General features: G+C 68.1%; 9 protein-coding genes. 5 read left to right on the forward strand and 4 right to left on the reverse strand.

All coding sequences use genetic code 11. The features are described 5' to 3' along the window. Positions 1–135: 135 nt before the first annotated feature. Together putA and BME24068_RS17185 are read left to right on the forward strand one after the other, a co-directional pair. A complete protein-coding gene (putA, locus tag BME24068_RS17180) occupies positions 136–4068 on the forward strand; it encodes a trifunctional transcriptional regulator/proline dehydrogenase/L-glutamate gamma-semialdehyde dehydrogenase (RefSeq protein WP_096506702.1) in 3933 nt (1310 codons plus the stop codon). An 84-nt stretch (positions 4069–4152) separates the two neighbouring features. Further along, positions 4153–5292, forward strand: coding sequence for a branched-chain amino acid ABC transporter substrate-binding protein (locus BME24068_RS17185; RefSeq protein WP_096506701.1), 1140 nt, complete (start codon positions 4153–4155; stop codon positions 5290–5292). Between the two features lie 125 nt (positions 5293–5417). Here the strand turns inward: BME24068_RS17185 and BME24068_RS17190 are convergent, their stop codons facing one another. Together BME24068_RS17190 and BME24068_RS17195 are read right to left on the reverse strand one after the other, a co-directional pair. Further along, a complete protein-coding gene (locus BME24068_RS17190; protein ID WP_174926776.1) occupies positions 5418–6935 on the reverse strand; it encodes a class I adenylate-forming enzyme family protein in 1518 nt (505 codons plus the stop codon). 43 nt (positions 6936–6978) lie between these two features. Further along, on the reverse strand, positions 6979–8631 hold the full coding sequence (locus tag BME24068_RS17195; RefSeq protein ID WP_174926777.1) for an acyl-CoA dehydrogenase family protein: 1653 nt from the start codon (positions 8629–8631) through the stop codon (positions 6979–6981). 151 nt (positions 8632–8782) lie between these two features. Here BME24068_RS17195 and BME24068_RS17200 point away from each other — a divergent pair, with 151 nt between their 5' ends. From BME24068_RS17200 to BME24068_RS17210, 3 genes are all read left to right on the forward strand, one after another. Continuing rightward, on the forward strand, positions 8783–9463 hold the full coding sequence (locus BME24068_RS17200; RefSeq protein WP_174926778.1) for a TetR/AcrR family transcriptional regulator: 681 nt from the start codon (positions 8783–8785) through the stop codon (positions 9461–9463). 304 nt (positions 9464–9767) lie between these two features. Next, positions 9768–10922 (forward strand): pyridoxal phosphate-dependent aminotransferase, encoded by a 1155-nt coding sequence (locus BME24068_RS17205; RefSeq protein ID WP_174926779.1) that lies wholly within the window; start codon positions 9768–9770, stop codon positions 10920–10922. 112 nt (positions 10923–11034) lie between these two features. Beyond that, entirely contained in the window at positions 11035–11823 is a 789-nt protein-coding gene (locus tag BME24068_RS17210; RefSeq protein WP_096506696.1) for an ABC transporter substrate-binding protein, read from the forward strand. Between the two features lie 93 nt (positions 11824–11916). On the opposite strand, the gene BME24068_RS17215 is transcribed toward BME24068_RS17210, so the two are convergent. Both BME24068_RS17215 and cadR read right to left on the reverse strand, forming a co-directional pair. Further along, the gene (locus tag BME24068_RS17215) at positions 11917–12489 is read right to left on the reverse strand and encodes a PadR family transcriptional regulator (protein WP_174926780.1); all 573 of its coding nucleotides are present in this window, start codon (positions 12487–12489) and stop codon (positions 11917–11919) included. Between the two features lie 68 nt (positions 12490–12557). Further along, positions 12558–12989: a Cd(II)/Pb(II)-responsive transcriptional regulator gene (gene cadR / locus BME24068_RS17220; protein ID WP_011350541.1), complete on the reverse strand. Its 432-nt coding sequence runs from the start codon at positions 12987–12989 to the stop codon at positions 12558–12560. Between the last annotated feature and the right edge of the window lie 12 nt (positions 12990–13001).

The raw sequence follows: 13001 nt of genomic DNA on the forward strand, positions 1-13001 counted from the left end.
GTGGCTGATTATATTGACTAACTTAAGGGTGCAACCTGTCTCGCAATTTGGTTGCACCTTTTTATTGCGTGCCGTAGGATTTCGCGCATCCTCTCACACCATATTGCCGGGCTCGCACCGGCGCACGAACCCACCATGGCAAGCACGACTCTCGGCGTCAAAGTCGACGACCTTCTCCGCTCGCGCCTGAAAGACGCGGCAGCGCGTCTCGAGCGCACTCCCCACTGGCTGATCAAGCAGGCGATCTTCGCGTATCTCGAGCGGATCGAGCACGGCCAGTTGCCGCCCGAGCTGTCGGGCAGCAGCGGTGTCACGGAGCTGGCCGACGCGCAGTCGACGGACGGCGACGACGACAACTCGCCGCATCCGTTCCTGGAGTTCGCGCAGAACGTGCAGCCGCAGTCGGTGCTGCGCGCGGCGATCACGGCCGCGTACCGTCGCCCCGAGCCGGAGTGCGTGCCGTTCCTGCTTGGCCAGGCGCGCCTGCCGGCGAACCTGCAGGCCGACGCGCAGGCGCTCGCGACGACGCTCGTCGAGGCGCTGCGCGAGAAGAGCTCGGGCGGCGGCGTCGAAGGGCTGATCCACGAGTTCTCGCTGTCGAGCCAGGAAGGCGTGGCGCTGATGTGCCTGGCCGAAGCGCTGCTGCGCATTCCCGATCGCGCGACGCGCGATGCGCTGATCCGCGACAAGATCAGCAAGGGCGACTGGCGCTCGCACGTCGGCCACGCGCCGTCGCTGTTCGTGAACGCGGCGACCTGGGGGCTGATGATCACCGGCAAGCTCGTGACGACCAACAGCGAAGCGGGCCTGTCGTCGGCGCTCACGCGCCTGATCGGCCGCGGCGGCGAGCCGCTGATCCGCAAGGGCGTCGACATGGCGATGCGCCTGATGGGCGAGCAGTTCGTCACCGGCGAGACGATTTCCGAAGCGCTCGCGAACAGCCGCAAGTACGAAGCGCGCGGCTTCCGCTACTCGTACGACATGCTCGGCGAAGCGGCGACGACCGAAGAGGATGCGCAGCGCTACTACGCATCGTACGAGCAGGCGATCCACGCGATCGGCAAGGCAGCCGGCGGCCGCGGCATCTACGAAGGCCCGGGCATCTCGATCAAGCTGTCGGCGCTGCACGCGCGCTACTCGCGCTCGCAGCAGGACCGCACGATGAGCGAACTGCTGCCGCGCGTGCGCGCGCTGGCGCTGCTCGCGCGCCGCTACGACATCGGCCTGAACATCGACGCGGAAGAAGCGGACCGTCTCGAACTGTCGCTCGACCTGCTCGAGGCGCTGTGCTTCGATCCGGATCTCGCGGGCTGGAACGGCATCGGCTTCGTCGTGCAGGGCTACCAGAAGCGCTGCCCGTTCGTGATCGACTACCTGATCGATCTCGCGCGCCGCAGCCGTCACCGCCTGATGATCCGTCTGGTGAAGGGCGCGTACTGGGACACCGAAATCAAGCGAGCGCAGGTCGACGGCCTCGAAGGCTATCCGGTCTATACGCGCAAGATCTACACGGACGTGTCGTACCTCGCGTGCGCGAAGAAGCTGCTCGCGGCGCCCGACGCCGTCTACCCGCAGTTCGCGACGCACAACGCCTACACGCTGGCCGCGATCTATCACCTGGCGGGCCAGAACTACTACCCGGGCCAGTACGAATTCCAGTGCCTGCACGGAATGGGCGAGCCGCTGTACGAGGAAGTCACCGGCCGCGACAAGATGAACCGCCCGTGCCGCGTGTACGCACCGGTCGGCACGCACGAAACGCTGCTTGCGTACCTGGTGCGCCGTCTGCTGGAGAACGGCGCGAACACGTCGTTCGTGAACCGCATCGCGGATAAAGCCGTGTCGGTGAAGGAACTGGTTGCCGACCCGGTCGACGAGGCATCGAAGGTTGTGCCGCTCGGCGCGCCGCACGCGAAGATCCCGCTGCCGCGCAACCTGTACGGCGACGAACGCCCCAACTCGATGGGCCTCGACCTGTCGAACGAACACCGTCTCGCGTCGCTGTCGTCCGCGCTGCTCGCGAGCGCGCACCATCCGTGGCGCGCGGCACCGATGCTGGCCGACGATGCGCTCGCCGACGCACCGGCGCGCGACGTGCGCAACCCGGCCGACCAGCGCGACATCGTCGGCACGGTCAGCGAAGCGACGGCCGAACACGTGAGCGCGGCGCTCGCGCATGCGGTGGCTGCCGCGCCGATCTGGCAGGCGACGCCGGTCGATGCGCGCGCCGACTGCCTGGTGCGCGCGGCCGACCTGCTCGAAGCGCAGATGCACACGCTGATGGGCCTGATCGTGCGCGAAGCCGGCAAGTCGCTGCCGAACGCGATCGCCGAAATCCGCGAAGCCGTCGACTTCCTGCGCTACTACGCGGCGCAGATCCGCGACGAATTCTCGAACGACACGCACCGTCCGCTCGGCCCCGTGGTCTGCATCAGCCCGTGGAACTTCCCGCTCGCGATCTTCATGGGCCAGGTAGCCGCGGCGCTCGCGGCCGGCAACACGGTGCTCGCGAAGCCGGCCGAACAGACGCCGCTGATCGCCGCGCAGGCCGTGCGTTTGCTGCGCGAAGCCGGCGTGCCGGCCGGCGCGGTGCAACTGCTGCCGGGCACGGGCGAAACCGTCGGTGCTGCGCTGGTCGCCGATCCGCGCACGCGTGCGGTGATGTTCACGGGTTCGACCGAAGTCGCGCGCCTGATCAACAAGACGCTGTCCGCGCGCCTCGACCCGGACGGCAAGCCGATTCCGCTGATCGCCGAAACGGGCGGCCAGAACGCGATGATCGTCGACTCGTCGGCGCTCGCGGAGCAGGTCGTCGCGGACGTGATGCAGTCGTCGTTCGACTCGGCCGGTCAACGGTGTTCGGCGCTGCGCGTTCTGTGTCTGCAGGACGATGTCGCGGACCGCACGCTGACGATGCTCAAGGGCGCGATGCACGAGCTGGCGCTCGGCAACCCGGACCGGCTGTCGACGGACGTCGGCCCGGTGATCGACGCCGAAGCGAAGCAGACGATCGACACGCACGTTGCGTCGATGAAGGACAAGGGGCATGCGGTCACGCAACTGCCGTCGCCGGAAGCGTGCGCGCACGGCACGTTCGTGCCGCCGACGCTGATCGAGATCGGCAGCGTCGACGAATTGAAGCGTGAGGTGTTCGGCCCCGTGCTGCACGTCGTGCGTTACCGCCGCAGCCAGCTCGACAAGCTGCTCGACGCGATTCGCGCGACCGGCTACGGCCTCACGCTCGGTATCCACACGCGGATCGACGAGACGATCGCGCACGTGATCTCGAATGCGCACGTCGGCAACATCTACGTGAACCGCAACGTGATCGGCGCGGTGGTCGGCGTGCAGCCGTTCGGCGGCGAAGGGCTGTCGGGCACGGGCCCGAAGGCCGGCGGCGCGCTGTATCTGCAGCGGCTGCTGGCGACGCGTCCGTCGGGCCTGCCGCGTTCGCTCGCGCAGATGCTGATCGCGGACGGCGCGGTCGCCGGCGAGCAGCGCGACAATCCGGCGGCGGCGCTCACCGCGCTGCGCGACTGGCTGATCGAGCAGCGCGAGCCGGCGCTCGCCGCACGCTGCGACGGTTATCTCGCGCAAGTGCCGGCCGGCGCAACCGCGGTGCTGAGCGGGCCGACGGGCGAGCGAAACACGTATACACTCGGCCCGCGCGGCACAGTGCTGTGCGTCGCGGCGACGCCGGGCGGCGCCCGCGCGCAGTTCGCGGCGGTGCTGGCGACGGGCAACCGCGCGCTGTTCGCCGGCGCGGCGGGCGAGGCGCTGGCGGCCGCGCTGCCGGCTGCGCTGAAGGCGCATGCGGCCGTGCGCAAGCAGGCCGACGCACCGTTCGACGCGGTGTTGTTCGAAGGCGACAGCGACGAACTGCAGAAGCTCGTGAAGGACGTCGCGCAGCGGCCGGGCCCGATCGTGTCGGTGCAGGGCGTGTCGGTGGGCGCGTTCGAGAACGGCGATGCGGAAGACTATGCGCTCGAGCGGCTGCTGACCGAGCGCTCGGTCAGCGTGAACACGGCCGCGGCGGGCGGCAATGCGAATTTGATGACGATCGGCTGATCATCCTTGCCGTTCGGATCAATCAAAGGAAGCGGCAAGGCGATCCCGAAGCCGCTCCATTTACCCTGGTACCAAGGAGATGCTATGCAACACACGATGAAAAAGCTGGCAGGCGCGACGTTTGTCGCAGTCATGTCGCTTGCGGGGACGGCCCATGCGGATGATGTGAAGATCGGTTACGCGGGGCCGATGACGGGTGCCCAGGCACACTACGGCAAGGATATGCAGAACGGGATCGTGCTCGCGGTGGAAGACTTCAACGCGACGAACCCGAAGATCGGCGGCAAGCCGGTGAAGTTCGTGGTCGAGACGCAGGACGACCAGGCTGACCCGCGCACCGGCACGACGGTTGCGCAGAAGCTGGTCGACGACGGTATCAAGGGCATGCTCGGCCACTTCAACTCGGGCACGACGATCCCGGCTTCGCGCATCTACGCGAACGCCGGCATTCCGGAAATCGCGATGGCGACGGCACCGGAATACACGCAGCAAGGTTACAAGACGACCTTCCGCATGATGACGTCCGACACGCAGCAGGGCTCGGTGGCGGGCACGTTCGCGTCGAAGGATCTCGGCCTGAAGAAGATCGCGATCGTCGACGACCGCACGGCCTACGGCCAGGGTCTTGCCGACCAGTTCGAGAAGGCCGCGAAGGCCGGCGGCGCGACGATCGTCGACCGTGAATTCACGAACGACAAGGCAGTCGACTTCAAGGCGATCCTGACCAAGATCAAGGCGACGAAACCGGACCTCGTCTACTACGGCGGCGCGGATTCGCAGGCAGCGCCGATGGTCAAGCAGATGAAGACGCTCGGCATCACCGCACCGCTGATGAGCGGCGAAATGGTGAAGACGCCGACGTTCCTGAAGATCGCAGGCCCCGCGGCCGAAGGCACGATCGCATCGCTGGCAGGCCTCCCGCTCGACGAAATGCCGGGCGGCAAGTCGTACGCCGAGAAGTACAAGAAGCGCTTCGGCGAAGACGTGCAGACCTACTCGCCGTACGCATACGACGGCGCGATGGCGATGCTCAACGCGATGAAGAAGGCCGATTCGACCGATCCGGCGAAGTACCTGCCGGTGCTCGCGAAGACCGACATGGCCGGCGTCACGTCGACGCACGTCGCGTATGACGCGAAGGGCGACCTGAAGAACGGCGGCATCACGATGTACAAGGTCGAGAAGGGCGAGTGGAAGCCGCTGAAGAGCATCGGCGGCAAGTAAGCAGCATGGGAGTCACGGGCGGCGTCGAGAGGCGCCGCCGTGCGCAGCATGTGAAGAAGCCCACCGGGCCGTCGGGTCCGGTGGTTTTTTCTTTTTTGGATGCGGATGCGGCCCGCGTTTCGACGCTACTCGCGCCGCACGCGCAGCAGGAATTTCTGCAGCTTGCCCGTCGGCGTGCGCGGCAGCGTTTCCACGAACACGAATTCGCGCGGGATCTTGTAGGCGGCGAGCCGCTCGCCGCAGAACGCGCGCAGCGCGTCCGCATCGGGCGCGGCGCCCGCACGCATCACGACGTGCGCGACGACCGTCTCGCCCCAGTCCGGATGCGCGACACCGACGACGGCCGCTTCCACGATCGCCGGATGTGCGCCGAGCACGTCCTCCACTTCCTTCGAATAGACGTTCTCGCCGCCCGTCACGATCATGTCCTTCAGCCGGTCGACGATGAATAGATAGCCATCCTGATCGATCCGTGCAATGTCGCCGGTGCGATACCAGCCGTCCGGCGCGAACGCGGCGCGCGTCGCGGCCGCGTCGTCGAGATAGCCGAGCATCATGCTGTCGGCCTTCAGCCAGATCTCGCCGGTTTCGCCGGGCTGCGCATCGCGCGCTTCGTCACCGTTCATGGACACGACGCGCAGGTCGACGCCGGGGCCGCCCTGGCGGCCGATCGAGCCGGCCTTCGCGATCTGCTCGTCCGGATACAGCGTGGTGCCGGCCGGGCCCGTCTCCGTCATTCCGTACACCTGGAAGAACGCGTGGCTGCGGTACGCGCGTGCGAGCCGTTCGGCCTGCGCGGCGCCGATCGGGCCGCCGCCATAGAGCCACGCGCGCACGCTCGACAGGTCGAACGTCGCGAAGTGCTCGATCGTGTCGAGCGGCAGCGTGTACGACACCGGCGCACCGAAATACAGCGTCACGCGTTCGCGCTCGATCGTCTGCAGGAAGCGCAGCGGATGGTATTCGCGCAGCAGCACGACGGTGCCGCCCGCATACAGCGTGCCGCCGAACCAGTTGTTCAGCGGCGACGAATGCCAGATCGGCATCGCCATCAGCGTGCGTTCGTTGCGGCCGATCCCGGTCGCGAGCGCGGCCGCCATCGCCGCGAACGTCACCGTGCGGTGGCTGTGCACGCAGCCTTTGGGGCGGCCGGTCGTACCGGACGTGTAGAGGATCTGCGCGACGTCGTTGTCGGCCGGCTCGATGCCCGCGATGCCGTCCGTCTTCGCGCACATCGCGTCGAAGTCCGGCACGCCGTCGGCACGGCCTTCGGTGACGAGCCGTTGCGCCGGATGGATCACGCGCGACAGCACCGGCGCGAGCGCCGCATCGAACAGGATCACCTTGCTGCGGCTGTGTTCGAGCACGTAGTCGATTTCCGGCGCCTGCAGCTTGTGGTTGACCGGCACGAACGCGGCGCCGAGCCGCCACGCGCCGAACATCAGGTCGACGAACGCGGGCGTGTTCACGCACATCGCGGCGACGCGGTCGCCGGCCGCGACGCCGAGCGCGCTCAACACGGCCGCCGCGCGATGCGAGCGCTCGCGCGCGGCGGCGTACGTGATCGTCGTGTCGTCGTGAATCAGGAACGGCTTGTCGGGCGTCGCGCGGGCGGCGCGATCGAGGGCGGCGACGAGATTCATCGGGGCTCCGGGCGGGCGTGACGAATGAGCGGGCGGCCGGGCGTCAGGCCGGGTACGCGCGCTGCAGCAGCGCGGCGACGTCGATCGCATGCGGATCGAAGCCGCCCGCGATGCGGCCCCAGTCGGGTGCGGCGAGCCGCGTCGCGACGAACGCGTCGGCGACGGCCGCGGGCGCATCGCGACGCAGCAGGCACGCCTGCGCGACGAGCGCGAGCCGCTGCGCGAACACGCGCGCCGATGCCTCGAGCGTGTCGGCCGGCGCCGCGAGCATCGCGCGCAGCGCGTCGAGCGCCGCGCGGATGCGCGGTTCGCCCGCACCGAGATCGGTCAGCTCGGCCAGCAGCGCGGCGGCCGCATCGGGCTCGCGCGACACCGCGCGCAGCACGTCGAGGCACATCACGTTGCCGGAGCCTTCCCAGATCGAGTTGACGGGCGCTTCGCGAAACAGCCGCGCGATCGGCCCGTCGTCGACGTAGCCGTTGCCGCCGAACACTTCCATCACCTCGCCGCTCAGTTCGACCGCGCGCTTGCAGACCCAGAATTTCGCGGCAGGCGTGACGATCCGCTTCCACGCGCGTTCGCGCGGCGAGTCGTCGCGCTCGAACGCATCGGCCAGGCGCATCGCCAGGGCAAGCGCGGCTTCGCTTTCGAGCGCGAGATCGGCGAGCACGGTGCGCATCAGCGGCTGCTCGGCGAGCGCGCGGCCGAACGCGTGGCGCTGACGCGTATAGGCGATCGCCTGCACGACGCCCTGGCGCAGCATCGCCGCGCTGCCGAGCACGCAGTTCAGCCGCGTGTAGGTGGCCATTTCGATGATGGTCGGAATCCCGCGGCCTTCGTCGCCGAGCATGATGCCCCACGCGTCGTTCAGCTCGATCTCGCTGCTCGAATTGCTGCGGTTGCCGACCTTGTTCTTCAGCCGCTGGATCTCGACCGCGTTCTTCATGCCGTCCGGTCGCCAGCGCGGCACGTAGAAGCACGACGGGCTGCCCGCTTCGGTGCGGGCGACGACGAGGTGCGCGTCGCACATCGGCGCGGAGAAGAACCACTTGTGGCCGCGCAGCCGGTACTCGCCGCCGCGCCCGCCCGCGCCGACGGCGGTCGCGAGCGTCGTGTTCGCGCGCACGTCGGAGCCGCCCTGTTTCTCGGTCATTCCCATGCCGAACCAGATCGAACGCTTGTCGGCGACGGGCACGTCGCGCGGGTCGTAGTCGTCGCTGTAGAGCTTGTCGCGCAGCAGCGCCCACAGCGCGGGCTCCTTCTGCAGCACCGGCATCGCGGCCTGCGTCATCGTGGCCGGGCACAGCGTGCCGGCCTCGATCTGGCCGTGCAGGTAGAAGCCGGCCGCGGTCGCGGCCCAGCGGCCGGGGCGCGTATCGCGGAACGCGAGCGACACGAAGCCTTCGTTGCGGTACATCCCGAGCAGCGTGTGCCAGGCCGGATGAAAATCGACGCGGTCGATGCGCCGGCCGCGCCGGTCGAACGCGCTCAGCTCCGGCGTGTGGCGATTCGCTTCGTCGGCGAGCCGCGCGGTGTCGGCGCTGCCGAGCCGGGCGCCATAAGCGTCGAGCCGCGGCACGGCCCAGTCGGCGCCGGCGCGGACGAGCGCCTCGCGCAGCGCGGCGTCCGTCGCGAAGAGGTTATAGTCGACCAGTTCGTCGAACTGGTTCGTGACGGCATGGGTCGATTCGGTCATCGGGTTGTCTCCGGTCTCATGCTTCGCGGCTTCGCGGCTTCGCGGCTTCGCGGCTTCGCGCCCGGTCGGCCGGGTGCCGCGCTGCCGGCGCGTGCATGCCGGTGCCGGCTTCCGGTCAAACGTGTTTCCGCTGAATTTCAGAGTAGCAAATATGCCGCCGCGACATGTTCAGGTTCCGGCGCCGCCCGGCCAGCCGGCGGCGCAACCCGCGCCCGCATTGCGCCGCCGGCCGCGCCAGTCGCGCGCGCAGGCCACGTCCGATGCGCTTCAGCAGGCGTTCGTTCAGCTTTTGCTCGAACGCGGCTATGCGAAGGCGACGATCCGCGAGATCGCAGCCGTCGCGGGCGTGAGCGTCGGCACCTTCTACGAATACTTCGGCGACAAGCAGAGCCTCGCCGCGCTGTGCATTCACCGGCGCGTGCTCGCGCTGGCCGACCGGCTGCGCGACGCGGCGCACGGGTTGCGCGGCGCGCCGCGCAACGAACTCGCGGCCGCGCTCGTCGACCTGCAGATCGATGCGATCGGCGCGGACGCCGCACTGTGGAGCGCGCTGTTCGCGCTGGAGCGGCAGGTGTCGCCGCTCGCCGCCTACCGCCGGCACTACGACGCCTACGTCGCGCTGTGGCGCGACGCGCTCGCTCAGGCCGCCGATCCGCCGCCGGCCGGGCGGCTCGACGGGCTCGCGCGGATGGCGCATGCGGTCTGTTACGGCGGCGTGTCGCAGGCGCTGCTGACGCTCGGGCCGGCACTCGACTTCGGCGCGCTGCGCGGCGAGTTGCACACGCTGCTGCGCGCGTATCTGGCGGCCGGCGCCTGCCCGTCATCCATGTGAACGGGCTTTCAGGGCACGTTCCCCTGTTTTGGAAAATTCATGCGTGGGGCTGGCCAGCGCAAGCCCGTTATTAGTGCGGACAGGCCCTAGCGGACAAGCCCTAGGGTAATGCCCGATTCGCATGCGGCGCGGGCGACGCCATCGTGGCGCCGAGCCTTTGGTGTCGCGAGCCATGAGGAAAATGCATGGCCGCCATGACGAACTTTCGATTGTCCGCCGATATTGGCTGGGGCTAAATCATGCGGCATGTGCAGGGCCGCGCGTTTCGTGCAGGCCTGCTCGAAGGACATCAGAAGGAGGAGTCATGCGAAGCGCCACCACGCCCCGTTCGAAACTGCCCGACGTCGGGACGACGATCTTCACGGTGATCGGCCAGCTTGCCGCGCAGCACGATGCGCTGAACCTGTCGCAGGGCGCGCCGAATTTCGCGCCCGATCCCGCGCTCGTCGAGGGCGTCGCACGCGCGATGCGCGACGGCCACAACCAGTACGCGCCGATGGCCGGCATCGTGTCGCTGCGCGAGCGGCTCGCGGAGAAGACCGAGGCGCTGTACGGCACGCGCTACGATCCGGGCACCGAGATCACGGTGATCGCGAGCGCGAGCGAAGGGCTCTATGCCGCGATCAGCGCGCTCGTGCATCCGGGCGACGAAGTGATCTATTTCGAGCCGTCGTTCGACAGCTACGCGCCGATCGTGCGGATGCAGGGCGCAACGCCGGTCGCGATCAAGCTGTCGCCCGAGCATTTCCGCGTGAACTGGGACGAAGTCGCCGCGGCGATCACGCCGCGCACGCGAATGATTATCGTGAACACGCCGCACAACCCGACCGCGACGGTGTTTTCCGCCGACGATCTCGAGCGGCTCGCGCAGCTCACGCGCAATACCGATATCGTCGTGCTGTCCGACGAGGTCTACGAGCACGTCGTGTTCGACGGCGCGCAGCATCAGAGCGTCGCACGTCACCGCGAGCTGGCCGAGCGCAGCGTGATCGTGTCGTCGTTCGGCAAGTCGTTTCACGTGACGGGCTGGCGCGTCGGCCACTGCATCGCGCCGGCCGCGCTGATGGACGAGATCCGCAAGGTGCACCAGTTCATGGTGTTCTCGGCCGATACGCCGATGCAGGTCGCGTTCGCGGAAATCCTCGCGCGGCCGGAAAGCTATCTCGGACTGTCGGCGTTCTACCAGGCCAAACGCGACCTGCTCGCGCGCGAGCTGGCCGATTCGCGTTTCGAGCTGCTGCCGAGCGAAGGCTCGTTCTTCATGCTCGCGCGCTTCAGGCACTTCTCGGACGAAAGCGACAGCGATTTCGTGCTGCGCCTGATCCGCGATGCGCGCGTCGCGACGATTCCGCTGTCGGCGTTCTACACCGACGGCACCGACGCGGGCGTGATCCGGCTCAGTTTCTCGAAGGACGACGCGACGCTGATCGAGGGCGCGCGGCGGTTGCGCTCGCTGTAATCGCGGGCACGGCCCGCACCCACGCAGGCGACGTCTACGTCGCACGGAAAGCCACGGATGGGCCGCAGCACGTGCCGAAGCACGGCTGCGGTCGACCAGTCAGGAGATCACGATGAAACATGGACACACCCTGAAACTCGCGTTCGCATTCGCGTGTGCGCTCGGCTCCGGCGCGGCGCTCGCCGACGGGCAGACGCTGCGCTTCGGCCTCGAGGCGCAATACCCGCCGTTCGAGTCGAAAGCGCCGAACGGCGACCTGCAGGGTTTCGACATCGACGTCGGCAATGCCGTCTGCCAGACGGCGAAGCTGTCGTGCAAGTGGGTCGAGACGTCGTTCGACGGGCTGATTCCCGCACTGAAGGGCCGCAAGTTCGACGCGATCAATTCGGCGATGAACGCGACCGAGCAGCGGCGCCAGGCAATCGACTTCACGACGATCATCTACCGCGTGCCGACGCAGCTGATCGCGCGCACCGGCAGCGGCCTGCTGCCGACGCCCGAATCGCTGAAGGGCAAGCGCGTCGGCGTGCTGCAGGCGTCGATCCAGGAAACCTATGCGAAGGCGCACTGGGAGCAGGCTGGCGTGTCGATCGTCGCGTACCAGGATCAGAACCAGGCGTACGCGGATCTCGTGTCGGGCCGCCTCGACGCGACGCTGGTGCTCGCGCCGGCCGGCCAGCGCGGCTTCCTGTCGCGTCCGGACGGCAAGGGTTTCTCGTTCGTCGGTCAGCCGGTGCGCGACGACAGGATTCTCGGCAGCGGGATCGCGTTCGGACTGCGCAAGGGCGACGACGCGCTGAAGACGAAACTCGATGCGGCGATCGACAAGCTGAAGGCGGACGGCACGGTGAAGTCGCTGGGCCGGAAGTACTTCGGCAATATCGACATCTCGACGCAGTAAGCGGGGAAAGCGGCGGCCGCGATGGCCGCTGCCAGGCATGACGGGCCGTGGACGCGCGGCGCTCGCGCGTTCGCCGTCAAGTCGGCCGTCGAGTCAGCCGTCGACCCAGCGCAGCGCGCCGATCTTCAGGTGTTCGACGACGCTGCGGGCCCAGTCGAGCTCCGCGTTGAGCAGCACGAGCGCGTGCTCGTTCTGCAGCAGGAACAGGCGCGGCACCTGCTCGTTCTGCGCGGCGTTGCGCAGCGATTCGAGGCGTTCGCGCTCGGCTTCGAGCGCGGCGATGCGGCGCTCGAGCTGGTGGCGCGCATCTTCGGCGTCGAGCAGCGGCAGGAAGGCAAGGCCGGCGCCGAATGCCGGGAATTCGCGCGCGGGCTCGGCGAGCAGCGCATGCAGCCACGCCTGCCCGGCCGTGTGTCCGGTTTCGGTCAGCGTGTACAGCGTGCGCTCGGGAAACGCGCCGTCGCGCTCGGTATCGTGCACGGCGATCAGCCCGTCGCGCAGCAGCCGGTCGATCGTCTGGTAGAGGCTCGTGCGCTGCCGCACGTTGACGACTTCGTCGTAACCGCGGGCCTTCAACTGTTGCAGCATCCCGTACGGATGCATCGGCGTTTCGGAGAGCGTCGCGAGGACCGCGAGCGCAAGCGGAGACGGGTGGCTCGATGTCATGAATAGTTCGATTATGTCTAGTGAGAATATAACTAGTATTAACTAGACTATCATATTCCACAAGGGTTTCAGCCGAGGTGCGAGCGCTTCGCAGCCGGTGCGACGGTTTCCATCGTCGCCAGACCATGCACGATGCCGCAGTCTTCGACCGAATGTTCGCCGACGCATTGACGCCGCAATTCGGTGAGCTGATCGCGCAGATGCGTGAGTTCCGCGAGGCGTGCGTCGACGTGGCCGATGTGCTCGTCGAGCAGCGAGTTGATCGAATCGCACGGGTCGGCCGGCGTATCGGTGAGCTGAAGCAGCGCGCGGATTTCGTCGTGCGCCATGTCGAGCGCACGGCAGTTGCGAATGAAGCGCAGCCGCTCGACGTGCACGTCGGTGTAGTTCCGGTAGTTCGAATCGGTACGCTCCGCATCCGGCATCAGACCCTCCTTCTCGTAGAAGCGGATCGTTTCGGGCGTGCAGCGGGCCGCTTTGGCCAGTTCGCCGATCTTCATGGCTTTCTCCGT

Source organism: Burkholderia anthina (assembly GCF_902498995.1).
GTDB lineage: Bacteria > Pseudomonadota > Gammaproteobacteria > Burkholderiales > Burkholderiaceae > Burkholderia > Burkholderia anthina.

Excerpts from the sequence above, each read along its gene's own strand:
- putA (WP_096506702.1), top strand. The coding sequence starts at position 136 with ATGGCAAGCACGACTCTCGGCGTCAAAGTCGACGACCTTCTCCGCTCG.
- BME24068_RS17185 (WP_096506701.1), top strand. The coding sequence starts at position 4,153 with ATGCAACACACGATGAAAAAGCTGGCAGGCGCGACGTTTGTCGCAGTC.
- BME24068_RS17190 (WP_174926776.1), bottom strand. The coding sequence starts at position 6,935 with ATGAATCTCGTCGCCGCCCTCGATCGCGCCGCCCGCGCGACGCCCGAC.
- BME24068_RS17195 (WP_174926777.1), bottom strand. The coding sequence starts at position 8,631 with ATGACCGAATCGACCCATGCCGTCACGAACCAGTTCGACGAACTGGTC.
- BME24068_RS17200 (WP_174926778.1), top strand. The coding sequence starts at position 8,783 with ATGCCGCCGCGACATGTTCAGGTTCCGGCGCCGCCCGGCCAGCCGGCG.
- BME24068_RS17205 (WP_174926779.1), top strand. The coding sequence starts at position 9,768 with ATGCGAAGCGCCACCACGCCCCGTTCGAAACTGCCCGACGTCGGGACG.
- BME24068_RS17210 (WP_096506696.1), top strand. The coding sequence starts at position 11,035 with ATGAAACATGGACACACCCTGAAACTCGCGTTCGCATTCGCGTGTGCG.
- BME24068_RS17215 (WP_174926780.1), bottom strand. The coding sequence starts at position 12,489 with ATGACATCGAGCCACCCGTCTCCGCTTGCGCTCGCGGTCCTCGCGACG.
- cadR (WP_011350541.1), bottom strand. The coding sequence starts at position 12,989 with ATGAAGATCGGCGAACTGGCCAAAGCGGCCCGCTGCACGCCCGAAACG.